The sequence below is a fragment of the Novosphingobium organovorum genome (assembly GCF_022832435.1).
Taxonomy (GTDB): Bacteria; Pseudomonadota; Alphaproteobacteria; order Sphingomonadales; family Sphingomonadaceae; genus Novosphingobium; species Novosphingobium organovorum.
The window spans coordinates 21,104-44,947 of record NZ_JALHLF010000007.1 but is presented as its reverse complement, the minus strand read 5'-3'; the positions used below and the strand labels follow the sequence as shown (position 1 = coordinate 44,947).

At 66.5% G+C, this 23,844-nt stretch carries 23 protein-coding genes; 16 read left to right on the top strand and 7 right to left on the bottom strand.

What is annotated here, in order from left to right; translation table 11 throughout:
• Positions 1 to 84: 84 nt before the first annotated feature.
• Together desA and MTR62_RS03520 are read right to left on the bottom strand one after the other, a co-directional pair.
• Complete coding sequence (desA, locus tag MTR62_RS03525) at positions 85 to 1,494, bottom strand: syringate O-demethylase (RefSeq protein ID WP_244016999.1); 1,410 nt, start codon at positions 1,492 to 1,494, stop codon at positions 85 to 87.
• A 48-nt stretch (positions 1,495 to 1,542) separates the two neighbouring features.
• The gene (locus tag MTR62_RS03520; protein WP_244016997.1) at positions 1,543 to 2,274 is read right to left on the bottom strand and encodes an alpha/beta fold hydrolase; all 732 of its coding nucleotides are present in this window, start codon (positions 2,272 to 2,274) and stop codon (positions 1,543 to 1,545) included.
• Positions 2,275 to 2,387: 113 nt separating this feature from the next.
• Here MTR62_RS03520 and MTR62_RS03515 point away from each other — a divergent pair, with 113 nt between their 5' ends.
• The 6 genes from MTR62_RS03515 to MTR62_RS03490 all read left to right on the top strand — a co-directional run bounded on the left by MTR62_RS03515 (position 2,388) and on the right by MTR62_RS03490 (position 6,792).
• The gene (locus MTR62_RS03515; RefSeq protein WP_244016995.1) at positions 2,388 to 3,257 is read left to right on the top strand and encodes a methylenetetrahydrofolate reductase; all 870 of its coding nucleotides are present in this window, start codon (positions 2,388 to 2,390) and stop codon (positions 3,255 to 3,257) included.
• A 75-nt stretch (positions 3,258 to 3,332) separates the two neighbouring features.
• The gene (purU, locus tag MTR62_RS03510; protein ID WP_244016993.1) at positions 3,333 to 4,190 is read left to right on the top strand and encodes a formyltetrahydrofolate deformylase; all 858 of its coding nucleotides are present in this window, start codon (positions 3,333 to 3,335) and stop codon (positions 4,188 to 4,190) included.
• A 4-nt stretch (positions 4,191 to 4,194) separates the two neighbouring features.
• Positions 4,195 to 5,076: a bifunctional 5,10-methylenetetrahydrofolate dehydrogenase/5,10-methenyltetrahydrofolate cyclohydrolase gene (locus tag MTR62_RS03505; protein WP_327194375.1), complete on the top strand. Its 882-nt coding sequence runs from the start codon at positions 4,195 to 4,197 to the stop codon at positions 5,074 to 5,076.
• The gene (locus MTR62_RS03500; protein ID WP_244016991.1) at positions 5,073 to 5,510 is read left to right on the top strand and encodes a dihydroneopterin aldolase; all 438 of its coding nucleotides are present in this window, start codon (positions 5,073 to 5,075) and stop codon (positions 5,508 to 5,510) included. The genes MTR62_RS03505 and MTR62_RS03500 overlap by 4 nt, the downstream gene beginning before the upstream one ends.
• Positions 5,507 to 5,917 (top strand): protocatechuate 4,5-dioxygenase subunit alpha, encoded by a 411-nt coding sequence (ligA, locus tag MTR62_RS03495; RefSeq protein WP_244016990.1) that lies wholly within the window; start codon positions 5,507 to 5,509, stop codon positions 5,915 to 5,917. The genes MTR62_RS03500 and ligA overlap by 4 nt, the downstream gene beginning before the upstream one ends.
• Positions 5,918 to 5,946: 29 nt before the next feature.
• Positions 5,947 to 6,792 carry a class III extradiol dioxygenase subunit beta gene (locus MTR62_RS03490; protein ID WP_244016988.1) on the top strand — a complete coding sequence of 282 codons (846 nt, stop codon included), beginning with the start codon at positions 5,947 to 5,949 and terminating at the stop codon, positions 6,790 to 6,792.
• Positions 6,793 to 6,895: 103 nt separating this feature from the next.
• On the opposite strand, the gene MTR62_RS03485 is transcribed toward MTR62_RS03490, so the two are convergent.
• Positions 6,896 to 8,209, bottom strand: coding sequence for an MFS transporter (locus tag MTR62_RS03485; protein ID WP_244016986.1), 1,314 nt, complete (start codon positions 8,207 to 8,209; stop codon positions 6,896 to 6,898).
• A gap of 188 nt (positions 8,210 to 8,397) precedes the next feature.
• Between MTR62_RS03485 and cyoA the strand changes: the two genes are divergently transcribed.
• The 8 genes from cyoA to MTR62_RS03445 all read left to right on the top strand — a co-directional run bounded on the left by cyoA (position 8,398) and on the right by MTR62_RS03445 (position 15,897).
• Entirely contained in the window at positions 8,398 to 9,672 is a 1,275-nt protein-coding gene (gene cyoA, locus MTR62_RS03480) for a ubiquinol oxidase subunit II (protein WP_244016984.1), read from the top strand.
• 4 nt (positions 9,673 to 9,676) lie between these two features.
• Positions 9,677 to 11,686 (top strand): cytochrome o ubiquinol oxidase subunit I, encoded by a 2,010-nt coding sequence (gene cyoB / locus MTR62_RS03475; RefSeq protein WP_244016982.1) that lies wholly within the window; start codon positions 9,677 to 9,679, stop codon positions 11,684 to 11,686.
• A 27-nt stretch (positions 11,687 to 11,713) separates the two neighbouring features.
• The gene (cyoC, locus tag MTR62_RS03470; RefSeq protein ID WP_244017096.1) at positions 11,714 to 12,349 is read left to right on the top strand and encodes a cytochrome o ubiquinol oxidase subunit III; all 636 of its coding nucleotides are present in this window, start codon (positions 11,714 to 11,716) and stop codon (positions 12,347 to 12,349) included.
• Complete coding sequence (cyoD, locus tag MTR62_RS03465) at positions 12,349 to 12,735, top strand: cytochrome o ubiquinol oxidase subunit IV (protein WP_244016980.1); 387 nt, start codon at positions 12,349 to 12,351, stop codon at positions 12,733 to 12,735. The genes cyoC and cyoD overlap by 1 nt, the downstream gene beginning before the upstream one ends.
• A gap of 71 nt (positions 12,736 to 12,806) precedes the next feature.
• Positions 12,807 to 13,490, top strand: coding sequence for an SURF1 family protein (locus MTR62_RS03460; RefSeq protein WP_244016978.1), 684 nt, complete (start codon positions 12,807 to 12,809; stop codon positions 13,488 to 13,490).
• A complete protein-coding gene (locus MTR62_RS03455) occupies positions 13,460 to 14,785 on the top strand; it encodes an ATP-binding protein (protein ID WP_407672596.1) in 1,326 nt (441 codons plus the stop codon). Before MTR62_RS03460 ends, MTR62_RS03455 begins: the two co-directional genes overlap by 31 nt.
• A complete protein-coding gene (locus MTR62_RS03450) occupies positions 14,782 to 15,333 on the top strand; it encodes a response regulator transcription factor (protein ID WP_244016976.1) in 552 nt (183 codons plus the stop codon). Before MTR62_RS03455 ends, MTR62_RS03450 begins: the two co-directional genes overlap by 4 nt.
• Positions 15,334 to 15,444: 111 nt before the next feature.
• Positions 15,445 to 15,897 carry a PilZ domain-containing protein gene (locus tag MTR62_RS03445; RefSeq protein WP_244017092.1) on the top strand — a complete coding sequence of 151 codons (453 nt, stop codon included), beginning with the start codon at positions 15,445 to 15,447 and terminating at the stop codon, positions 15,895 to 15,897.
• Positions 15,898 to 16,219: 322 nt separating this feature from the next.
• Here the strand turns inward: MTR62_RS03445 and MTR62_RS03440 are convergent, their stop codons facing one another.
• The 4 genes from MTR62_RS03440 to MTR62_RS03425 form a co-directional block, all read right to left on the bottom strand.
• A complete protein-coding gene (locus MTR62_RS03440; protein ID WP_244016974.1) occupies positions 16,220 to 17,191 on the bottom strand; it encodes a MarR family winged helix-turn-helix transcriptional regulator in 972 nt (323 codons plus the stop codon).
• Between the two features lie 83 nt (positions 17,192 to 17,274).
• Positions 17,275 to 18,285, bottom strand: a complete 1,011-nt coding sequence (hemH, locus tag MTR62_RS03435; protein ID WP_244016972.1) for a ferrochelatase — start codon at positions 18,283 to 18,285, stop codon at positions 17,275 to 17,277.
• A gap of 3 nt (positions 18,286 to 18,288) precedes the next feature.
• Positions 18,289 to 20,562 carry a molybdopterin cofactor-binding domain-containing protein gene (locus tag MTR62_RS03430; RefSeq protein WP_244016970.1) on the bottom strand — a complete coding sequence of 758 codons (2,274 nt, stop codon included), beginning with the start codon at positions 20,560 to 20,562 and terminating at the stop codon, positions 18,289 to 18,291.
• Entirely contained in the window at positions 20,559 to 21,566 is a 1,008-nt protein-coding gene (locus tag MTR62_RS03425) for an Mrp/NBP35 family ATP-binding protein (RefSeq protein ID WP_244016967.1), read from the bottom strand. The genes MTR62_RS03430 and MTR62_RS03425 overlap by 4 nt, the downstream gene beginning before the upstream one ends.
• A 134-nt stretch (positions 21,567 to 21,700) precedes the next feature.
• Here MTR62_RS03425 and hflK point away from each other — a divergent pair, with 134 nt between their 5' ends.
• Entirely contained in the window at positions 21,701 to 22,921 is a 1,221-nt protein-coding gene (hflK, locus tag MTR62_RS03420) for a protease modulator HflK (protein ID WP_327194374.1), read from the top strand.
• Entirely contained in the window at positions 22,921 to 23,766 is an 846-nt protein-coding gene (gene hflC / locus MTR62_RS03415; RefSeq protein WP_244016965.1) for a protease modulator HflC, read from the top strand. The genes hflK and hflC overlap by 1 nt, the downstream gene beginning before the upstream one ends.
• The last annotated feature ends 78 nt before the right edge of the window (positions 23,767 to 23,844 follow it).

Here is a 23,844-nt window from a genome sequence, read left to right as displayed (position 1 = left end):
GTGCAGCCGCGCCCTTCCCTTTGCGAACGAAAGGGGCCGCCGGTTACCCGGCAGCCCCTTCCTTGGCCCCGCGGACGGGAGCGTTCAGGCCATGGCCTTCGAGCGCCAGCCTTCGGCGTAGTTGTCGCGCGCGACTTCCGAATAGGGCACCGGCGCGACCACCGCCTTGATCTCGGTCTGGACGTGGGGTTCGACGGTGGGCTTGGAGGTCCCGCCATCGGGCTCGCCCCAGACCAGCGTCACCTCGGTGCCCGGCTCGGCGATGCTTTCATCGACCATGGCGAGCGCAAGGAAACGGCCCTCGTTCTGGGTGTAGCCAATCCAGGTCGACAGCCCGGCCATCTTGCCGCTCTTGTCGAGCACCATGTCGTAGGGGTGCATGGCGTAGACCGCGCTCGGGTAATCCATGTACTTGGCGCGCGGCGCGCCCTTGGTCAGCATCGAGGACTGCACGCGCATGACGTCCTCGTTGTCGAGCGCGAGGGTCACCTTGCGGCGCTTGGGCGCCTTGTCCATCGCCTCGAGCGCCGCGCGGCCGACGAAATCGTGGTCGAACTTGACCATGATGCCGTAGCCCAGGTCCCACGGCGTGAGGTAGTAATCCTCGATGTTGTCCGACACGAACGAGCCGCCGATCGAGGTCATCCCCTCGTAGCACTTCGCCCCTGCCCATTCGCGAAACCCCTTGGACCCTTCGCCGGTGTAAAGAGCCGGCAGAGGCGAGGGAATCCAGCCCGATTCCAGCGTGTTGGACGAATAAGTGCGCCCGCCCGAGGGCTTGAGGCCAAAGTCCTTGCCCGCTTCGAGCAGCGCGTTGCGCACGGTGTCGTAGTCCTTCCACGGACCGAACAGTTCGTAGCCCGGCTGCCCGGCCATGCCGTGGCGCAGCGCGCGCACTTCGACCCCCGCGATGGTGATCGGCGCCATGTGGAAGAACTTCAAGTCAGGCGGCGTGATGCCCATCGCCCGTTCCAGCGTCTTCATGGCGTTGGGGCCCTGGAGCTGGAAGCGGTAGTTGCGGCGCGTGCCCTGCTGATCGAGCGGGCGCGCGGCGGTGCGCTCGTCACGCTCGACGGTAACGTCCCACTTGCCGGTCGAGGCCCAGTATTCGACCCATTCGATGGTCGGCGCGCGGCCGACCAGCTCGAACTTCTCTTCCTCGAGGTAGAACAGGATCACGTCCCCGATGACGTAGCCTTCGGGCGTGACCGGCGCGAACTGCTTGGCGCGGTTGGGCTTGAAGCCCTTGAAGCTGTTGGGCGCAAGATAGGACAGCATGTCGAACGCGCCCGGCCCGGTCACCAGCAGGTCCACCATGTGGAAGCTCTGGTTGAACAGGATGGCGGTTTCCGCCCAGGCGCGCTGTTCGTCACGCCAGTTGGAATATTCGCCCGGAACGCCCGGATAGACGTTGGGGCCGGTCTGCTGGTTGCGCAGGAATTCGACGATGTCTCCCTTTTCGTCGAGCAGCTGCTGGAGGGTTTGTCCGGTCATCTGGGCTTCGCCTTTCAGGTTGGTTGTTATGGTTGGTGACGTTTGGGATCAGGTGGTCGCGCAAGTGCAGGCGGGCATCGCCAGCCAGCGGCGCAGCGCCGTGTTGAACGCCTCGGGCGCTTCGGCGGGCGCCATGTGCCCGGCGCCCGCGATGGTGCTCAGCGGGCAGGTATCGGCCCAGTGCGGGGCGATGAACTGGGCTATTTCGGCGTGCTGCGACGGCGGTGACCAGGCATCGGCCTCACCCACGATCAGCGCCACCGGGCAGCACAGGCGGCCAAGCAGGTCCTCGACCTCGGGGCGGTTCAGCAAGGCCTCGATCTGCGCCTCGTAGACGGCTTGCCCGGCGCGCAGACACATCGCCTGCAGCGCCTCGTAAAGGTCGTCTTCGTGGCGCCGCGCCGGACCGATCATTGGCGGCAGCCAGGCATCGACGAGCGCGGCAAAGCCCTGCGTGCGCCCCAGATCACGCAGGGCGTAGCGCTTGTCCGCCTCGCCCGCGCGCACGGGATGGATACCGGTATCCGCAAGCGCCAGACGCGCCACGCGCTCGGGCGCCTTGCGGCACACTTCGAGCGCGACGCGCGCGCCCATTGAATGGCCCATCAGGGAAACCCGCGCGGGCATCCGCTCGAGCGCGTAGTCGGCCATCGCCTCGAGCCGGTCGGCCCCGCCGTAGAAGCCATCGATCACCTGCGCGTTTTCGAAGGCATCGAGCTGCGCGCCGAACATCGCTGAGTCGCACAGCAACCCTGGCAGAATTACGAGCGATTCCGGCATGGCCTCATCCCTATTTTTCGTATTCATGAAATTTCATCTATACGAACCTTTTCCTCTGCGCTAGAGGAAAAGCAAGACAAGGCATCACGTCGTTACATGGGGAGAGAGAATCGGTGAGCACTCCGATCATTCATCCAAACTGGGCTCGCCCGGCCATCAACATGGTCGAAGGCTATTCGCTCGAGATGACCGCCAAGGACATCGACGCGCTGCGCGAGGCGGCGCCGGCGATTCTTCCCGAAACCCCCGTCGCCGTCACCTTCCTGCCCGGCGAAGCCTTCGAAGCGCGCGTGGCCGCCGCCCGCGCGGTGCGCGACCTGGGATTCGAGCCGATGCCCCACTTCTCCGCCCGGCGCATCGCCAGCGAAAGCGAATTTCGCGACTACCTTGCCGCGGTCACCCAGCAAGCCGGGGTCAAGCGCTGCTTCGTCATCGCGGGCGATCCGCCCGAACCCGAAGGCCCCTTCGCCGACAGTTCCGCGCTCATCGCGACCGGCGCCTTCGAGGCCGCCGGGATCACCGCGATCGGCATTGGCGGCCACCCCGAAGGCCACCCCAACATGAGCCCGGACCAGTGCTGGGCGGTGCTCGATGCCAAGTGCGACGCGATCACCGCGCGCGGCATGGCCCCGCTCATCGTCACCCAGTTCGCCTTCGATGCCGGTGCGGTGCTCGACTGGCTGGCGCAGCTGCGCCGCCGCGGGCTCGACGCGCCGGTGCGGCTGGGGGTTCCCGGTCCCGCCGGGATCAAGACGCTGATGCGCTTTGCCGCGCGCTGCGGCGTGGGCGCTTCGGCCTCGGTGATGACCAAGTACGGCATCTCGATCACCAAGCTGATCGGTTCGGCCGGTCCCGACAAGCTGGTCGACGCGCTCGAACGCGGGCTTGGCGAGGAACACGGCGCGGTGCGCCTGCACTTCTACCCCTTCGGGGGGCTCGCCAAGACCGTCGGCTGGATCAACGACTACGCGGCAACGCGCTGACGCCCCCCTTCCGGCCCAACGCGCGGCAGCCGACCGCAACGCCCTAAAACACGATAGAGAGAGGACACCGCCCCCGTGAGCACGACTTATTCGTTGCGCCTGCAGTGCGAGGACAAGGCCGGCATCGTTGCCCGCGTCTCGGTCTTCCTGGCCGATCGCGGCTGCAACATCGTCGACGCGCAGCAGTTCCACGACCGGCTCTCGGGCCGCTTCTTCCTGCGCATCGCCTTCACCCCCGGCAAGGGACAGGGGCTCGAACGCCTCACCCGGAGCTTTGCCGAGACGGTGGCCGAGCCCACCATGGAATGGAGCCTGCGCGACAAGGCGGTTCCCAAGAAGGTGCTCCTGATGGTCTCCAAGTGGGACCACTGCCTGGGCGACCTGCTCTACCGCAACCGCATCGGCGAGCTGGGCATGGAGGTGGTCGGCATCGTCTCCAACCATCCCAAGGAGCTGCTCCACACCTCGCTCATCAACGGCTTGCCCTACCACCACCTGCCGATCACCAAGGACACCAAGGCGCAGCAGGAAGCGCAGATCAAGACGGTGGTCAACGAGACCCGGGCCGAATTGATCGTGCTGGCGCGTTACATGCAGATTCTCTCGGACGATCTGGCCGCGTTCCTTTCGGGCCGCTGCATCAACATCCACCACTCGTTCCTGCCCGGATTCAAGGGCGCCAAGCCCTATCACCAGGCGTTCGACCGCGGGGTCAAGATGATCGGCGCCACCGCGCACTACGTCACCGCCGACCTCGACGAAGGGCCGATCATCCACCAGGACGTCGAACGCGTGACCCACGCCGACATGCCCGAGGAACTGGTCCGCAAGGGCCGCGACGTCGAACGCCGCGTGCTCGCCGAAGCGGTGCGCCTCCATCTCGACGACCGCGTATTCCTGAACGGCGCGCGCACCGTCGTCTTCCGGGACTGAGCGCGTGGCCGAGCGTATCGACGGCAAGGCCATGGCGCGCGCGCTGCTCGAGGAAACCCGCAGCGCCGTCGCCGCGCTCGAAGCGCAGGGGATCACGCCTGCGCTCGCTGTGGTCCTCGTCGGCGGCGATCCGGCGAGCGAGGTCTACGTCGGGCGCAAGGTGCGCGAGTGCGCGAAGGCCGGCATCCGCTCGATCGAGCACCGCCTGCCCACAGAGACCGCCGAGTGCGACCTCATCGCGCTGATCGACACGCTCAACGCCGATCCCGCGATCCACGGCGTGCTGATCCAGCTCCCGCTGCCACGCCACATCGATGCGGGCCGCGTGCTCGACCGGATCGCGCCGGGCAAGGACGTCGACGGGTTCCACCCGGTCAACGTCGGGCGCCTGTCGACCGGCACCGGCGGGCTCGTCCCTTGCACCCCGCTGGGCATCATGAAGCTGCTCGACAGCGTGATCGACGATTATCGCGGGCTCGACGTGGTGGTGATCGGCAAGTCGAACATCGTGGGCAAGCCAGTCGCCATGCTCCTGCTCGAACGCGAAGCGACCGTCACCGTCACCCATATCGAGACGCGCGGCCTGCCCGACATCGCGCGCAAGGCGGACATCATCGTCGCCGCCGCCGGAGCCCCGCACCTCGTGCGCGGCTACTGGGTCAAGGAAGGCGCGGTGGTGATCGATGTCGGCATCACCCGCATGACCGACCACGACGGCGCCACCCGGATCGTCGGCGACTGCGCCACGCACGAACTCGAACACGCCCGCGCGGTGACCCCGGTGCCCGGCGGCGTCGGGCCGATGACCATCGCCTGCCTGCTCGCCAACACGGTGAGCGCGGCGCGCGCCACCCTTGGCACCTCCCTTGAAAGCGAGCCGGCATGAACGAGATCACCACCCATCCCTTCAGCGCGCCTTTCACCGAGCTGGCGAGCCAGGCGACGACCACCGTGCGCGTGCGCAATCTGGAATTGCTCGCCGACATCGGCATCAACCCCGACGAGGTCGGCCGACGCCAGCCGCTGGTGCTGAGCGTCGAACTCGAACTGGTCGCCGAGACCATCGGCGCGATCGACGAGACGGTCGACTACCGCCGCATCGTCGCTGCGGCCGAGGAACTCGCGCTCGTCCACATCCCGCTGATCGAAAGCTTCGGCCAGCGCCTCGCCGCGCGCTGCCTCGCCTGGAACGCGGTGCGCGAGGCCCGCGTCTCGATCGACAAGCCCTTCGCGCTGACCCGCGGCATGGCCGGGGTCGCGATCACCATGACCCGCCCCGGCGCCCTTACCCCAGCCACCAACCAGGAGAGAAGAGCATGACCCGCGTCACCGACGTTGCGGCTTACCTCGCCGAATTCGACGACATTCCCGGCACCCGCGTGTTCACCGCCAGCCGCGCGCGGTCGGGCTACCACCTCAACCAGTTCGCGATGAGCCTGATGAAGCCGGAAAACCGCGAACGCTTCAAGGCCGACGAGCGCGCCTATCTCGACCAGTGGCCGATGACCGAAGAACAGAAGCAGGGCGTGCTCGACCGCGACTACAACCGCCTGCTGGACCTGGGCGGCAACGTCTATTTCCTCGCCAAGGTGTTCTCCACCGATGGCCTGAGCTTTGTCCAGGCGGTCTCGACGATGACCGGGATGAGCGTCGCCGACTACCAGGCGATGATGCTCGCCGGTGGCCGCTCGCCTATCGGCGTGCGCTCGCTCGCCGAACGGACCTGACCCCGAACTCTCACCAGAAGGACCACCCCATGGCCCGTATCAGCGCCGGTATCGGCTGCAGCCACGTTCCCGTCCTGGGCTTTGCCCACGACCACGACAAGACTCAGGAACCGCTCTTCAAACCCTCGTTCGACGGGTTCGACTGGACCCGCGCGTGGATGCGCGAGGACGCCCGGCCCGACGTCGTCATCCTGGTCTACAACGACCACGCCTCGTTCTTCGACATGAAGACCATCCCGACTTTCGCGATCGGCTGCGGCGAGCGTTTCGGCATCTGCGACGAAGGCTTCGGACCGCGCCCGGTGCCCGAGGTCGAGGGCTGTCCCGACCTCGCCTGGCACATCGCGCAAAGCCTCATCCTCGACGAGTTCGACATGACCATCGTCAACGAGATGGACGTCGACCACGGGCTCACGGTTCCCCTCACGATGATGTACGGCGCGGTCGACAAGTGGCCGGTCAGGGTGATCCCGCTGGCGGTCAACGTCGTTACCTATCCGCCGCCCTCGGGCAACCGCTGCTGGGCGCTGGGCGAGGCGATCGCGCGCGCGGTGGCCAGCTTCCCCGAGGATCTCAACGTCCAGGTCTGGGGCACGGGCGGAATGAGCCACCAGCTCCAGGGCCCGCGCGCCGGCCTCATCAACGCCGAATGGGACAACCGCTTCCTGGACCGGCTGGTGGGCGAGACCGACGAACTGCGCCAGATCCCGCATATCGAATACTTGCGCGAAACCGGCTCGGAAGGGATCGAGATGGTCATGTGGCTGATCATGCGCGGCGCGCTGGGCAAGCGCACCCAATGCCTCCACCGCCATTACCACGTGCCGATCAGCAACACCGCGCTTGGCCATATCGTCCTCGAACCGACCGGCTGAGCCGAGCATCCGGGTAGCGAAAAAAGGGAAGCCCGGCACTGCGCCTTGCAGTGCCGGGCTTCCCTTTTGGCTTTTCGGCGAAAGACCTTACGGCCCCTGCCCCTTACCTCTTGGCGGCGAGGTTGCGGTTGAACCACAGCGCCAGAAGCGTGACGACCGCACCCGAGAACAGATAGGCGCCCGAGGCCATCAGGCCGAAGTGAGTCGCCAGCGACAGCGCCACCAGCGGCGCGAAGCCCGCACCGAACAGCCAGGCAAGGTCGCTGGTCAGCGCCGAACCGGTGTAGCGGTGCTGGGTCTCGAACTCCGAGGACACCACGCCCGAGGACTGGCCGAAAGCAAGGCCGAGCACGATGAAGCCGATGACCATGAACAGGATCTCGCCCATCGGGCCACCGTTGAGCAGCAGCGGCGCGAAGCCCGAGAAGACCGCGATCAGCACCGCGCAGGTGCCCAGCAGCGTGCGGCGGCCGAACTTGTCCGCGAGGTAGCCCGAAGCGAGCACCGCAACCGCGCCGAAGGCCGCGGCCATGGCTTCGATGAGCAGGAAGCTGACGGGGGTGTCGGGGGTGAACAGGAAGACCCACGAGAGCGGGAACACGGTGACCATGTGGAACAGCGCAAAGCTCGCAAGCGGGGCCAGCGCACCGATCACGATCGTCTTCCAGCCCGAAGCGAGCGTCTGGGCGACGGGTTCGGGCTGCAGGTCACGGCTTTCGAACAGGTGCTGGAACTCGCTCGTCACCACGATGCGAAGACGCGCGAAGAGCGCCACGACGTTGATCGCGAAGGCCACGAAGAACGGGAAGCGCCAGCCGAAGCTCAGGAAGTCGGCGGCGGGCAGTTCGGTCACCATGTAGGCGAACAGCAGGCTGGCGACGATCAGGCCGAACGGCGCGCCGAGCTGGGGCATCATGGCGTACCAGCCGCGCTTTTCCTCCGGCGCGTTGAGCGCGAGGAGCGAAGCGAGGCCATCCCAGGTGCCGCCGAGCGCGAAGCCCTGGCCCAGGCGCAGCAGCGCCAGCGCCCAGATCACGTGCGAACCGGCCGTCGCATAAGGCGGCAGGAAAGCGATCGCGGCGGTCGACCCGCCGAGCAGGAACAGCGCGATGGTCAGCTTGGTGCCGCGCCCGTAAGCCCGGTCGATCGCCATGAACACGAGCGAGCCGATCGGGCGCGCGATGAAGGCGAGCGCGAAGATCGCGAACGAGTAGAGCGTACCCGTCACCGCGTCGACGAACGGGAAGAAGATCGACGGGAAGACCAGCACCGAGGCGATGCCGTAGACGAAGAAGTCAAAGAACTCCGAGGTTCGGCCGATGATGACACCGATTGCGATCTCGCTCGGCGAGGGTTCGTGGTGCCCCTTGAAGATCGGGAGCCCCAAGGCTTCGCGGTTCGGAGTGGTTGTGCTCATTGCGGTAATGCGGCCTTCATCTGTGATGATCCCGGGCACCGGACGCGGCACCGCGGGCACGAATCATTCAGGCGCCGCACGAGGACGCCTAAATCGGTATGCTGGCCGTATCGTCATTGATTTGCGTCAAGGGGATTGGACAAAATGTCCTATGTTCGCACTCGCGGCATCGTCTTAGGCGAGCGGCCATGCGCTCTCCTGAGTCCCAACAGATGCCGCGCCGTCCCGCTGCGCCGCCCCGAGCCCCAGTCACTCGCATCGCCGCCGCCGTGGCGCTGACGAGTGCCCTTTCCGCCTGCAACACCGTCGTGCTCAAGCCGGCGGGCGACGTTGCGCAGCAACAGGGGGACATGGTCGTCATAGCCACCGTCCTGATGCTGCTCATCATCGTCCCGGTCATTGCCGCGACGCTGTTCTTCGCGTGGCACTACCGCGCGTCGAACAAGCAAGCGAAGTACGAGCCCGACTGGGATCACTCGACCCAGCTCGAACTGCTCATCTGGGCGGCCCCGCTGCTCATCATCATCTGCCTCGGCGCGCTGACCTGGGTCGGCACCCACCTGCTCGACCCCTACCGTACCATCGGCCGTATCGACGCCAAGACCCCGATCACCGCGGCCGACAAGCCGCTCGAGGTCGAAGCCATCGCGCTCGACTGGAAGTGGCTGTTCATCTACCCCGAACAGGGCATCGCCACGGTCAACGAACTCGTCGTCCCCGAAAACCGTCCCCTGCACTTCCGCATCACCGCCTCGAGCGTGATGAATTCGTTCTACATTCCCGAACTGGCCGGCCAGATCTACGCGATGCCGGGCATGGAAACGCGCCTCAACGCGGTCTTCAACAAGACCAGCGCCGAGACCGGCCATGACTTCGACGGCTTCTCGGCGAACTACTCCGGTGCGGGCTTTTCCGGCATGCACTTCGCGGTGCGTTCGGTGAAGGCCGACGAATTCTCGGGCTGGGTCTCGGGCGTGAAGGCCGGCGGCGCCAAGAGCGCAGGCGCGCTCGACACCAAGACCTACCTCGCCCTCGAAAAGCCGAGCGAGAACGTGGCCGCGATGCAGTACGCCAGCGTCGAGCCCAAGCTGTACAGCCGTATCGTCGACATGTGCGTCGAGCCCGGCAAGATGTGCATGAGCGAGATGATGGCGATCGACGCGCGCGGTGGCCTGGGCAAGGCGGGTATCCGCAACGTCCAGATGCTCACCTACGACAAGCACGGCCGCGAAGCGGCGAAGGAAGGCACCGAGAACCCCGATCAGGCCGTCCGCAAGGAACTCGCCTGGGTTCGTGCCCTGTGCAAGCAGGACCCGGGCGCGGTGCGCGACTCGACCGTCCATGCCCCGGCCGACAAGTCCTCGCTGACCGGTTTCGGCCTCAAGGCACCGCAGTCCCTCTCCCGCGCGGAAGACGACATCCAGAGCACGCCGGCTCACCCCTCCAAGATTTCCCGGAACTAAAACCATGGCAATCGAAGCCGTAGATCATTCTCACTGGAGCCCCTTGCTGGGCCGCCTGTGGTGGGACGCGATCCCACCCGACCCGATCGTATGGGTTACCTTTGCCGCGGTCATGATGGGCGGCCTCGCGCTCGTCGCGGGCCTGACCTACTTCAAGGTCTGGGGCTACCTGTGGAAGGAGTGGTTCACCAGCGTGGACCACAAGAAGATCGGTATCATGTACATGATACTGGGTATCGTCATGTTCGTGCGCGGCTTTGCCGACGCGATCATGATGCGCCTCCAGCAGGCCATCGCCTTCAACGGCAGCGAGGGCTACCTGCCCGCGCACCACTTCGACCAGGTCTTCACCGCCCACGGCGTGATCATGATCTTCTTCGCCGCAATGCCGTTCGTGACCGGGTTCATGAACTACGTCGTGCCGTTGCAGATCGGTGCCCGCGACGTCAGCTTCCCGTTCCTGAACAACTTCAGCTTCTGGATGACGACCTCGGGCGCGGTGCTGATCATGGCCTCGCTGTTCATCGGTGAATTCGGCCAGACCGGCTGGCTGGCCTATCCGCCGCTGTCGGGCATCGCCTATAGCCCCTACGTCGGCGTCGACTACTGGATCTGGTCGCTTCAGATCGCGGGTGTCGGCACGCTGCTCTCGGGCGTCAACCTCATCTGTACCATCGTCAAGATGCGCGCGCCGGGCATGAACATGATGAAGATGCCGATCTTCACCTGGACGGCGCTGTGCACCAACATCCTGATCGTTGCGGCCTTCCCGGTCCTGACCGCGGTGCTGTGCATGCTCTCGCTCGACCGTTACCTGGGCTTCGACTTCTTCACCAACGACTTTGGCGGCAGCGCCATGATGTACGTGAACCTGATCTGGATCTGGGGCCACCCCGAGGTCTACATCCTCATCCTGCCCTGCTTCGGCATCTACTCCGAAATCACCTCGACCTTCTGCGGCAAGCGCCTGTTCGGCTACACCTCGATGGTCTACGCCACGATGGTCATCACCATCCTGTCGTACATCGTGTGGCTGCACCACTTCTTCACGATGGGTTCGGGCGCCAGCGTCAACTCGTTCTTCGGCATCACCACGATGGTGATCTCGATCCCGACCGGCGCGAAGCTGTTCAACTGGCTGTTCACGATGTACCGTGCGCGCATCCGCTTCGAACTGCCCATGATGTGGACGGTCGCCTTCATGGTCACCTTCACCATCGGCGGCATGACGGGCGTTCTGCTCGCCGTTCCCCCGGCCGACTTCGTGCTCCACAACTCGCTGTTCCTGATCGCCCACTTCCACAACGTGATCATCGGCGGCGTGGTCTTCGCGGTCTTCGCCGGCATCAACTTCTGGTGGCCCAAGGCCTTCGGCTTCAAGCTGCACAGGGGCTTTGGTCTCGTCAGCTTCTGGTGCTGGGTGGTCGGCTTCTACTTCGCCTTCATGCCGCTTTACGTGCTCGGCCTGATGGGCGTCACCCGCCGTACCCGTGTGTTCCACGATCCCAGCCTGCAGATCTGGTTCGTGATCGCCGCGATCGGTGCCGCGATCATCGCGGTCGGCATCGCCGCCTTCATCGCGCAGATCGCCTTCTCGATCTGGAAGCGCAAGGAACTGGCCTGCGGCGGCGATCCCTGGGATGCCCGTTCGCTCGAATGGTCGACCACGTCGCCCCCGCCGCACTACAACTTCGCGTTCACGCCCGTCGTCCATGACATCGACGCCTGGACCGATATGAAGCGCTGCGAGGTCGAGGCACCCAAGAGCGGGTTCCTGCCGATCCATATGCCCAAGAATACCGGTGCCGGTATCATCCTGGGCGGGATTGCCACGGTCTTCGGCTTTGCCATGATCTGGCACATCTGGTGGCTCTCGGCGATCACCTTCCTGGGCATGATCGGCTACGCCATCTTCCACACCTTCAACTACGACCGCGACTACCACATCCCTGCCGATGAAGTCGCGGCCACCGAAGCGGCGGCCCACGGCCAGCCCCTGCCCGCAGGAGCCTGAACCATGACTGCCTCCACACTGGACACCATGACCCAAGCCACCACGCCCACGGCCAGCCCGGAGCAGCGCACCGCCGCCTTCTACGAGCTGGAACCGCATCACCATCCCGAAGGCGCCAGCACCATGCTCGGCTTCTGGATCTACCTGATGAGCGACTGCCTCATCTTCGCGATGCTGTTTGCCGCCTACGGCGTGCTCGGCGGCAACTTTGCCGCCGGGCCCGGCCCGCACGACCTGTTCGAGCTGCCGCTCGTCGCGGTGAACACCGCGATGCTGCTGTTCTCCTCGATCACCTACGGCTTCGCGATGCTCGCGATGGCCAAGGACAACAAGGGCGGCACGATCGGCTGGCTGCTGGTCACCGCCGTGTTCGGCGCCTGCTTCCTCGGGATCGAACTCTACGAGTTCAGCAACCTCATCCACGAGGGCGCGACCCCGATGCGTTCGGGCTTCCTCACCGCGTTCTTCTCGCTGGTGGGCACGCACGGCCTGCACGTGACCTTCGGCCTGATCTGGCTCTTCACGCTGGTCATCCAGATTTCGAAGAAGGGCCTCATCCAGTCCAACAAGCGTCGCCTCATGTGCCTCTCGCTGTTCTGGCACTTCCTCGACGTCATCTGGATCGGCGTCTTCACCTTCGTCTACCTGATGGGAATGCTGTGATGAGCGAACACGCCCACCCCAACCCGAACGCCACCGATCATCACGACGAGCACGGCGCCAGCCACGGGTCGATGCGCGATTACGTCATCGGCTTCCTGCTCTCGGTCATCCTGACCGCCATTCCCTTCTGGCTGATCGGCACCCACGCCATCGCCGACAAGGGCACCGCGGCGCTGGTGATCGTGGCCTTCGCCATGGTCCAGATCGTGGTCCACATGATCTACTTTCTGCACATGAACACCAAGTCGGAAGGCGGCTGGACCTTCATGGCGCTGATCTTCACGGTGATCATCCTGGTCATCGCGCTGTCGGGCTCGCTGTGGGTCATGTACCACCTGAACACCAACATGATGCCCATGGCGCACCAGATGGAACAGGTCTCCTGACCGACCCGCTCGCACCATCGCAGGCACACATCGAGACGCGGCGGCCCTGGGGGCTCGCCGCGTTTCTCCTTGTGGCGGCCTGCGCTTTCGTCGCGCTGGGCGTGTGGCAGGTCCATCGCCTGCACTGGAAGCACGACCTGATCGCGCGGGTGAACGCGCGCGTCCACGCCGCGCCCGTAGCCCTGCCCCCCTCGCGCCAGCTCGCGAGCGAAGATCGCCAGGCGCACGAATATCTGCGCGTCGCGCTTTCAGGCAGCTACCAACCCGGACAGACCGCGCTGGTGCGCGCCGCGACCGACCTTGGCAGCGGCTACTGGGCGATGACCGTCCTTGTCACCAGGGACGGGCGCAAGGTGTGGATCAACCGCGGTTTCATGCCCGACGATGCAACGCCCGCCACCGCCCGGCGCACCGTGCCGAGCGGCCCGGTCGAGGTGACTGGCCTCGTGCGCATCGACGAGCCGGGCGGCAGCCTCCTCCAGGCGAACAAGCCCGCGCTCGACCGCTGGTATTCGCGCGATCTCGCCGCCCTCTCGACGAGCCGCCATGCCGGCGAAACCGCACCGGTCTTCGTCGATGCCCAGAAAGAGACGGCCAAGGAGCCGGCGGGCGTGACGCTGCCGGTTCCCGGCCTCACCGTCATCCGCTTTCCCGACAACCATCTGAGCTACGCGCTGACCTGGTTCGCGCTTGCCGTGCTCTCGCTCTTCGGGATTTTCCTTGCATGGAGGCGCGCGGGCCGCTCTTTGGCCTGATGCGCTTTCTTGCCACCCCGCCCAAGACCCGCTCCGAGAGCTGGCGCAGCATCTACCTGCTGTTGCAGCTGCGCTGGATCGCGGTCATCGGCCAGCTGCTCACGATCGTCACCGTGGTGCAGGTCTTTGGCGTGGTGCTCCCGCTCGGGCCGCTGCTGCTGGCCCCGCTGCTGCTGATTGTCCTCAACCTTTCGGTCAGCGCGATCCTCCAGCGGCGGCGTGCCTTCGCGCAGTACGAGCTGTTCTTCGCGCTGCTCACCGATGTCGGCCTGCTGAGCTGGCAGCTGTTCCATTCGGGCGGCGCGACCAACCCCTTCACCTTCCTCTTCCTGCTCCAGATCGTCATCGGCGCGGTGATCCTGGAATCGCGCTGGGCCTGGGTCATCGCAGGGATCGCAGGGCTCGCGGTCTTCACGCTGACCTTCTTCTACATTCCCTTGCGCCTCCCTCCCGAACAGGCGGGCGATCCGTTCGGGCTCTATCTGCTGGGCTCGCTGTTCTGCTTCCTGCTGACCGCCGGACTGCTCGTGTTCTTCGTCGTGCGGCTCGATCGCAACCGGCGCGAGAGCGACAAGGCGCTCGCCCAGTTACGCCAGCAGGCCGCCGAAGAAGACCACATCATCCGCATGGGCCTGCTCGCCTCGGGCGCGGCGCACGAACTGGGTACTCCGCTCTCGCTGCTTTCGGTGGTCCTGGGTGACTGGGCCCGCCTCCCGCGTATCGCGCAGGACGCCGATCTGCGCGCCGATCTCGACGACATGCGCACCGAACTCGAACGCTGCAAGACGATCGTCAGCGGCATTCTCATGTCGGCGGGCGAAATGCGCGGCGAGGCGCCCGCCGTGACCACCGTACGCGGCTTCTTCGAGGAGCTGGTTGCCGAATGGGAGGGGCGCATGCACGGCCAGCTGCGCTTCGTCGACCGCTTCGGCGAGGACATGACCATCGTCGCCGACCAGGGACTGCGCCAGGTCATCGGCAACGTCATCGACAACGCGCAGGAAGTCTCCCCGCACCTCGTCACGCTGACCATCGCGCGCGAGCACGAACGCATCGCCATCACCGTCACCGACATCGGCCCCGGCTTCGCGCCCGACATGCTTGCCCGCGTGGGGCAGCCCTATTCCTCCACCAAAGGGCGCGACGGCGGTGGCCTTGGGCTGTTCCTTGTCGTAAACGTCGTGCGCAAGCTGGGGGGGAGCGTGGAAGTGACCAACCGGGAGAACGGCGGCGCCCGGGTGAGCCTGAGCCTGCCGCTGACCGCACTCGCCTACACCAAGGATGTTCCGGCATGACCACGCCCCCCTCCGAGGACACTCCCAGCCCCCATCTGCTCATCGTCGAGGATGACCCGGCGTTTTCGCGCACGCTCGCGCGTTCGTTCGAACGGCGCGGCTATCGCGTTTCGACCGCGCTGAGCGCGCACGAAGCCGATGATCTGAGCCAGGCGAACACCTTCGATTATGCCGTGGTCGACCTCAAGCTCGGCACCGATTCCGGCCTTACCGTGGTCCAGATCCTGCACGCGCGTTCGCCCGAGACGCATATCGTCGTGCTCACCGGCTTTGCCAGCATCGCGACCGCGGTCGAGGCGATCAAGCTGGGCGCCTCGCATTACCTCGCCAAGCCCTCCAATTCCGACGACATCGAAGCCGCATTCGAAAGCCGCCAGGGCGATCCGAGCATCCCGGTCGAAGGGCGCAAGACGTCGATCAAGACGCTCGAGTGGGAATATATCCACCAGACGCTGGTCGAATGCGATTTCAACATTTCCGAAGCCGCCCGCCGGCTTGGCCTGCACCGCCGCACGCTGGCGCGAAAACTCGAAAAGCGCCGCGTCTGAACGCCTGGCCGCGCGGACGCGGGGTATCGCGCGCCCTTCCCGCCTCCCTAAGAACTTGCCGCAGGGGGCGATCTAACGCGATAGCAGGCATTGCCATGCGATGCCCCGGTGATGGCGGCAAGCGAACTCCCCTTCTCGACCGGCAGGCGGCGCACGATCTCCCGACAGGCGATCGAGCAGGCGCAAGCCCACGCCGCAGCCGATGGCCAGCCCAGTCGGCGACGGCAAAGCCGCTTGCGGGTACGCCTTCCCGCCACGCTGGAAACCCGCGCCGAATCCCACCAGGCCATCCTCGCCGATCTGTCCACGACGGGCGCGCGCGTGCTCAGCGATGCCCGCCTGCCCGCAGGGTGCGAAGTGGTGCTGGCCTGGGCCGGATACGAAGCCTTTGGCGAAGTGATCTGGTGCCAGCACAACCAGTGCGGCATCGCCTTCGTCGAAACGATCAGGCAGGATACGGTGTTCGCGACACGCGCCATCAACGATGCCTCGCAGCTCCCCGACGACCGCGCCCTTCTCAAGAAGATCGCTGCCCAATGGGTCCAGGGCAGCCGCCGCCTATGACCTCCTGGCACGAGGGCGTGCCCGGGCCTCCCGCCATGCACCCGAATGGCGAAGTATCCTGCGATACGCCAGCGTCGCGAACCAGGCCCTTGGAACGCCGCGTGATCTGAAGCAATCGGATCGACCGGCACGCCCGCCTGCCACGGCGGTCCCGGCCCCCATGAAAATCAGGCCCGCCAAAGCTGGGTTGCCTTATCACGAAGTGCCGTTCTGCACGTGCGCCCAAACGGTGCGCCGTACGGTATCGGTCGCAGGCGGGCTGCCTACGCTGCCGTGCCCCGCCGGGGTATTGGGGGATATCGCAGCCGTCCCTGCCCCTTCATCACACCGGCATCGGGACCGGAAACTCGATCTCCGCAAAGTAGCGGGCCATCGCTTCCACCGAGCCTTCGGACAGGTCGATGAAGGCGCGCCGGCGATCGCTGTCGTCGCACACGCGCACGAAGAGCCCGGCTTCAACCATCTGGCCGATCCAACGCAGCGCGGTTGTCGGCGGGACGCCCGAGGCGATGCACAGCGACGTCACCGACACCCGCTTGCCTTCCTTGCGCGCCGCCGTGAGGTCGAGCAGCATGTCCCACGCCGGATCGCCGAACAGGTCGCCTTCGAAAAAACGCGCGCGCAACTGGCGCTGGCGCAGGATCTTGCGCACGAAGGCGGCGTCGGGAAGTTCGCCCTTGCCCGCCTGTGCGCGCTGATCCTCGGGGCTTGCTTCGACCCGCTGGCCGAAATTGAACACGGGCGTCTTGCCCGAAGCGGGCGGCGTGCCGTTTGCGGTGGGCGAAAGACGCTCGATCTGACCGGCGATCTGACCGACCTGCTCGGTCAGCCGCAACAGCATCAGCCGGTCATCGTCGGAAAGTTCGCGCACGTGTGTCTGCGAGAACGTCGCCATGACCTGCCCCAGCGCCAGCACCCGGTCGGCGCGATTGGGATCGACCAGCAGGAGCGGGTCGGACTGGTCCATGCACGAAAACACGCAGTCGAGCGCATCGACCGTGGTCGACACGATCAGCTTGGTTCCCGTGCGCCGGGCGCGTTCGTCGAGCCGGCTGAGCGTCGCCGTGCGCTGGGCATCGACCTGCGGGCAATCGACCACCACAATGTCGCCGAGCGGACGCACATCCTCAAACCCGAGATCATCGAGCGAGCCGGTCGCGGTGACGCTGAGCCCGGCGGCCAGGGCATCCTCGCGCAGTCCGGCGCGCAAGTGCGCGCGGTCGGCGTAGATCGAAAGGCAGGTCTTGTGACCGCCGTAGGAAAAGTCCTCCTGCTGGTTCTTCGTGTCGTACATCGCACCCGACTCCGTTTGACTACCTAGGAACAGGAGTAGAACAAATGGAGATCAAGTCAAGAAATCAGCAAATTAAATTGCTTTCACCAGCCAGACAGTTCCTGTTTCACAAGAATTTCAAGCATCTCCATGCCTGCACGCGAGGTATTGAGACAGTCAAGCGTGGCAAAGGCCTCGCCGCCAGCGGCGAGGAAATCGTCGCGGCCACGCAGCGCCAGCTCCTCCAGCGTCTCGACACAATCGGCCGAGAAGCCCGGTGCCGCCACCGCGATTCGCCGGGTTCCCGCCCGCGCTTCCTTGACGAGCACCGCATCGGTCGCCGGCTCGAGCCACTTCGCGCGCCCGAAGCGCGACTGGAAGCTGGTCTCGACACGCAGGTCCGGCAAGCGCGTCGCCAGCCGTTCGGCCAACAGGCGCGCGGTCTTGCGGCACTGGCAATGGTACGGATCGCCCAGCTGCAGCGTGCGTTCGGGCATGCCGTGGAACGACAGCAACAGGACCTGCGGCACAAAGTCGAGCGCTGCGATCTGGCGGGTGAGATCCTGCTCCAAGGCATCGATATGCGCGCGGTGATCGTAGTAGGGCGGCAGCGTGCGGATCGCGGGCTGCCAACGCATCGCCTTGAGCGCATCGCCGAGCTTGTCCATCACCGACGCGGTCGTCGCGCCCGAATATTGCGGGTAGAGCGGGGCGACGAGCACGCGATCACAGCCCGCATCCTTGAGCCGCTGCAACCGCTCGGCAAGCCCCGGATTGCCGTAGCGCATCCCCCAGTCGACCAGCGCCGCATCGCCCAGCCGCTGCTGGAGCACGCGCGCCTGCTGCGCGGTGATCGCGGCCAGCGGCGAGCCTTCCTCGGTCCACACTTGCGCGTAGGCGTGCGCGGACTTGGCCGGACGCGTGCGCAGGATGATCCCGTGCAGGATCGGCTTCCAGGCGATCGCGGGGATTTCCACCACGCGCGGATCGGACAGGAATTCGGCCAGATAGCGCCGCACCGCCGATGGAGTGGGTGCGTCGGGCGTACCCAGGTTGACCAGCAGGACGCCAAGGCGCCCCACCATCGCCGGGGGATGATCGTCAGGTTTGCGCATGGTTTACACCTCCTCGCCAAAAAACGGCAAACGCCGCAAGCGCAGCCCGGTTGCCGAAAACAGCGCGTTGCCAACCGCCGGAGCAACAACCGCCACGCCCAGTTCGCCAGGATCGACCGGATCGGCCCGGCTGACCACGAATTCAACGTCGATCTCGGGCGCATCGCGCAGGCCAGGCAGGCCCAGCGGGGCAAGCGTCAGCGTATCGGGACGCCCCTCGGCAAAACGGGTCGTGCAGCCGAAGGCCAGCCCCAGCCCGAACAGCAGCCCGCCTTCGATCTGCTGGCGCGCGATATCCGCATTGACGATCCGGCCGATGTCGACGACCGCGCTCAGCTTCTCGACGCGGACGCCCGCGTCGCTGCGCCGCGCGCTGGCAATCGCCGCGATGAATCCACCGCCTATCGCGTGACAGGCAACGCCCTGCCCGCTCTGGTCGGCCCCGCCATCCCACTGCGCCAGCGCCGAAACGCGCTGGAGGCATTCGGCAAGACGCGGCTGCCCGCCGAGCATCGCCATGCGGTACGACAGCGGCTCGTGCCCGGCGCGGTGCGCCATCTCGTCGACGAAGCACTCGTTGAAAAAGGCGGTGTAGCCATGCGCGTTGCCCCGCAGCCGTCCGGTCGGCAGCGCAATGCGCGCGGGCACATGGTCGATCGCGACGTGCGGGATCGCGTAAAGCGGCACCGCGCCTTCGATCGCCAGCCTGTCGCCCTCTCCCGCAGCGGCGGCGATCGCCTCGGCCGGCGTATCACCGCCGAACATCCGGCGGCCGAATTCGCGCGCGGTGGCGGGCACCGCGATGCGCGCACGCCAGGCCCCGATGCTGCCTTCGGTATCCGGGCGCGCGGCCATGACCGCGACCACCGGAGTACGCGGAAAGCCCGCGCGCAGTTCCTCGCCGCGCGACCAGGTGAGCTGCACCGGCTTGTCCATTTCCCGCGCGAGGCTCGCCACCTGCCCCGCGATCGCGACTTCGAGCCGGCGGTCGAAGCTGCCCCCGATCGCCATCGGATAAAGCACGACCTGCGCCGGATCGAGCCCGGCCCCTTGCGCGGCGGCCTTGCGTGCGGCCTCGGGCGCCTGCGTCGCGATCCACAGTTCGAGCACGCCGTTCTCGATCCGCGCGGTCGCGCTGGCGGTCTCGATCGTCGCGTGGAGCGCGGGCGCCACTTCGTAGCGTGACTGGAGCGGGAGATAGCCCGAGGTCAACGCGGCATCCCCTTGCGCAAAAAGGCGCTGCGCCACTCCGTCGTGCAGCGCCGTGTCGAGCGCGTTCTCGACCTCCAGACTGTCTACAGCCCCGGCGAAACGGAAGCGCGGCTGCATCTTGTCGAGCGCGGTTTGCGCCGCCCACCCGTTGCGCGCCACCACCGCGACCCAGGCACGCCCCTGCGTTTCCCCGCGCACCACGCGTTCGAAGCCGGGAACCTTCGCCCCTTGCGCCTCATCGAGCGCCTCGAGCGAGCAGCGCGCGGCCAGTGGCCCCTGCCGGATCGCGGCGTGGAGCAGCCCCGGCACGCGCACATCGCCCGCGAAAGTCCACGAGCCATCGACCTTCGAGGGCAGGTCGAGGCGGGGGTAGGCAAGGTCGGCGCCGGGCGGAAAGTCCGACGGGTCCTCGCTCGGCGGCTCGGGCTGGAGCGGGGGCACGGGCGGCGGATCGAAGGCCACCGCCTCGTTCACCAGCGCGCCGAGCGGCAGGCTTTGCCCTTCGTGCCGCACCAGCCCGGCCTCGAGCGTGCATTCCTCCCAGGCAACGCCCCAGCGCGCCGCGGCGGCCTGCTGAAGCAGCGCGCGCGCGGTCGCCGCAGCCGCCCTCGCCGGACCTTCGTAAGCGGCCAGCGACGTGCCATCGGCCGTGACGTTGAACAGCGTATCCTGCGCCCAGCGGCGGGTGACCAGATCATCGGGGTCCTCAACCAGATGCGGGGCCATCGGCAGCCACATCTCGGCCCAGCGCGCGGCCAGCACGGTGTTGGCGTAATAGGCGCTGACCGGCGCGGGTTCGACCGCCATCTGGCGCCAGTCGCAGCCCAGCTCCATCGCCACGACTTGCGGCAGCAGCGTGGTGATCCCCTGCCCCATCTCGACCTGCGGCACGGCCACGCTCACCACCCCGTCAGTGGCGATCTTGATCCAGGCGTCGAACGCCCTTTCGTCGGGTCCGGGCTGGAGCGGCAGGGGAAAGTGGCGCGGACGCAGGAACCAGCCGACGACGAGACCGCCGCCGACAAGCCCTGCGATGAGGACCTTGCGCCGGGTAAACCCGCTCAAGCCGCCCCCGCAGCCCTGTCGGATGGTGCGGCCAGCCAGTCCGCAACGCGCGCCGCCAGCGCGGCGAAAGCCTCGGCCTGCGGACCATCGCCTGCGGCGGGAGGCTCGCCCGCATCGCTCTGCCGGCGGATCGCGATGTCGAGCGGAATGCGGCCGAGAAAATCGATCCCGAGCCCGCGCGCCGAAGTTTCGCCCCCGCCGTGGCCGAAGGGATCGCTTTCTTCGCCGCAGTGCGGGCAGACATAGCCCGCCATGTTCTCGACCAGACCCACGATCGGCACGCCCCCCTTGGTGAACAGCTCGATCGCGCGCGTCGCATCGATCAACGCGAGATCCTGCGGCGTGGTGACGATCACCGCGCCTGCCGGCTTGAACTTCTGCAGCATCGTGAGCTGGACGTCGCCGGTACCCGGCGGCAGGTCGACCACCAGCACCTCGGCCTCTTCCCAGTGCGCTTCGAGCAGCTGGGTCAGCGCGCCCGCGGCCATCGGCCCGCGCCAGGCCATCGCCTGCCCCGGCTCGATCAGGTGGCCCATCGAAAGCACCGGCACGCCCCAGCGCGTGGCGACCGGCACCAGCTTCTTGTCGTGCGCCAGCGCCTTGGTCCCCTCGGTGCCGAGCAGCCGCGCCTGCGAGGGCCCGTAGATATCCGCATCGACCAGCCCGACCTTGATCCCCCGGCGCGCCAGCGCGACCGCGAGGTTGGTCGACAGCGTCGACTTGCCGACCCCGCCCTTGCCCGAACCGACCGCCAGGATGCGCGGCGCAGGCTTGGCCGGACCATCGCGCTCGGCCATCAGCGCGACGCGCACTTCGGCAATGTCGCTTTCGCGTTCGAGCGCCTTGCGCGCCCCGATCTCGAGCCCGGCGCGCTCGGCCGCGCCAAGGCCCGAGGCATCGAGCACGAGCGTCGCAACGCCGTCCGAAAGGCGCAGCGATTGCAGCCGTGCGGCCGCTTCACGGGGCAGCAGCGCGCGCAGCGCGGCATCATTTTCACTGGGCATGGTCACCGCCTGCTTCGACGAATTGGGAGCCGATCATGGCGCTCAGGTGGCGTACCGGAAGAAAAAGGGCAAGAGAGGCGCTGTTTTTTGACCCAAGGGTGTTTTTTGGCGCAAGCCTTCTTATAGATAACGCCATGACAGCACATGGCGATGCAAGCACACGAGCGGGTCTGGAGATGGCCGGACGCAACAGCCCCTGGGGTTCGGGCGGCGGTTCGTCGGGCGATGACGGAGAGGGCGGCGAAGGCAACGACACCTCGCAAGGCCCCGACAAAGGACCTGCCGACAGGGGACCGGCCGACAAGGACGGCAGCGAGGGCGAGGAGCCCACGCGCCCCGGCCCGCGCAACCCCTGGCTGCCCTCGGGCAGCACCCCACCGCGTCGCTCGGCCAGCATCGAGGACATCTTCCGCTCGCGCGATCCGCGCCGGTCGGGGGGCGGTGGCCCGCGCGGTCCGGGCGGTGGTTTTCCGCAGATGCCCCGGCGCGCCGACGGTTCCTCGTGGGCGCCCTATATCGCGGGGCTCGTCGTCGTGCTGCTGCTCGGGCTGTCCTCGTTCCACCAGCTCGGCCCCAAGGAACAGGGCGTGGTGACGCGCTTTGGCAAGTTCTCGGGCATCATCGATTCGGGCATCACCTTCACCCTGCCCTGGCCGATCGACCACGTCGAAGTCGCCGACGTGCGCTCGTTCAACGTCGAGACGATCCCCGAGGGTTCGGAAGAAAAGCTGATGCTGACCAGCGACAACAACCTGGTCGATCTCACCTATCTGGTGCGCTGGAACATCAAGGACCTCAGGAACTACACCTTCCGCCTCGCCGACCCGCGCGAAACGGTGCGCGAAGTCGCCGAGACCGCGATGCGCGCCTCGATCGCACAGATCAGCCTCGCCGATGCGATCTCGGGCGATGGCCGCGCCAAGGTCGAACAGGACGTGCGCGACCGGATGCAGAAGGTGCTCGACTACTACAAGGCGGGCGTCGCCATCCAGGGCGTGGAAATCAAGAAGTCCGACCCGCCCGCCAAGACCAAGGCCGCCTTCGACCAGGTCACCGTGGCCAAGCAGGACGCCGAGCGCGATCGCTCGAACGCGCGCGCCTGGGCGCAGCAGAAGCTGGCCGAGGCCGAGGGCAACGCCGAGCAGTTCGACAAGGTCTACGCCGAATACAAGCTGGCCCCCGAAGTGACCAAGCAGCGCCTCTACTACGAAACCATGGACCGCGTGCTGCACAACAACGACACCGTCGTCGCCGACGCCAAGAACGTGACCTCCTACCTCCCGCTGTCCGAGCTCAACAAGCGCGCCGCTGCCGCTTCGGACAGCGCCGCGTCGAGCGCGAAGGGAGACCAGTGATGAACGACATGATCCAGAAATACGCCGGCGCCCTCGTCGCTGCGGGTGTCGTGATCGCCGGATTGTGGGCCAGCGTCATCGTCGTGCCCGAAGACCAGCAGGTGGTGGTGATCCAGGGCGGCAAGCCCAACCGGGTCTACAACCCTTACGTTGCGGGCGCGGCTTATGGCGCGACCGGCGCGGGTATCCACTTCCACATCCCGCTGATCGAACGCATCCAGCGCATCGACAAGCGCCTGCTGTCTGTCGACATGAGCCAGGAACAGGTGCTGTCAACCGACCAGCAGCGCGTCAACGTCGATGCCTTCGCGCGCTACCGCATCGTCAACCCGGTCAAGATGGTCGAGGCCGCGGGCACCACCGCCAACCTCACCCAGCAGCTCGAGCCGATCCTTTCCTCGGTCGTGCGCCAGGAACTGGGCAAGCGGACGTTCTCCTCGCTGCTCACCGCCGAGCGCGGTGCGGCGATGATCAACATCCGCGACCTGCTCGACGCCGAGGCCAAGCAGTACGGCGCGCAAGTGGTGGACGTGCGCATCAAGCGCGCCGACCTGCCCGACGGCGCGCAGGAAAGCGCGTTCAACCGCATGATCGCGGGCCGCGACGAGGAAGCCAAGACGATCAAGGCCCAGGGCCAGCGCGACGCGCAGATCATTCGCGCCGACGCGGAAGCCCAGGCCGCCGCGATCTACGCCAAGGCCTATGGCAAGGATCCTGCCTTCTACGACTTCTACCGCGCGATGCAGAGCTACGATACGGCGTTCGTCAAGGACGACACCTCGGGCGCCAAGACCATCATCCTCTCGCCCGACAACGCCTACCTCAAGCATTTCAGGCAGCCATAGAACCGCTCGTTCGTTCAATTTGTCAGACGCGACCCCCGCGCCATTCAAACCCGGTTAAGTTGTAACACTTCAATCGAG